General features: G+C 67.6%; 1 protein-coding gene. It reads right to left on the reverse strand.

Features of this window, described 5'->3' with window-relative positions; all coding sequences use genetic code 11:
* Window positions 1-69: 69 nt before the first annotated feature.
* Window positions 70-555 (reverse strand): zinc-binding dehydrogenase (locus EN914_RS37770; protein ID WP_164779295.1); only part of this gene is annotated, 486 nt, incomplete at its 5' end.

A 555-nucleotide genomic window follows, 5' to 3' on the forward strand; every position in this document is an offset into this window, starting at 1 on the left:
TTGCCGAGGCGCGGCGGGTTTTCCACCAGATCTGGCGGTTGCATCCCCCCTTCCGGCAGTTGGGCGGAGTCACATATCCACGACGACGCGGCCGCGGATCTTGCCCTCGACGATATCGCGCGCGGCATCGACGATGCCGTCGAACCCGATGGTGCTGGACAGGCTGGCGAGCTTCTGCAGATCGAGGTCGGTGCCGATGCGGCGCCATGCCTCGAGGCGGACTGCTTTCGGCGCCATCACTGAATCGATGCCGAGCAATGAGACACCGCGCAGGATGAAGGGCGCGACGCTGGCCGGCAGGTCCATGCCGCCGGCCAGGCCGCAGGCGGCGACCGCGCCGCCATAGGAGGTCATCGAGAGCACATTGGCCAGCGTGTGGCTGCCGACAGCGTCGATGCCGCCCGCCCAGCGCTCCTTGGCCAGCGGCTTGGCCGGCTGGGCAAGCTCCTCGCGCGAGATCACCTCGGCGGCGCCAAGGTCCATCAGAAAGGGGCTTTCGGCATTGCGGCCGGTGGAAGCAATGACATGGTAGCCGAGGCTGGACAGGATGGAGAC

The organism is Mesorhizobium sp. M7A.F.Ca.CA.001.08.2.1 (assembly GCF_003998455.1).
In the GTDB taxonomy this organism is placed as follows: Bacteria; Pseudomonadota; Alphaproteobacteria; order Rhizobiales; family Rhizobiaceae; genus Mesorhizobium; species Mesorhizobium ciceri.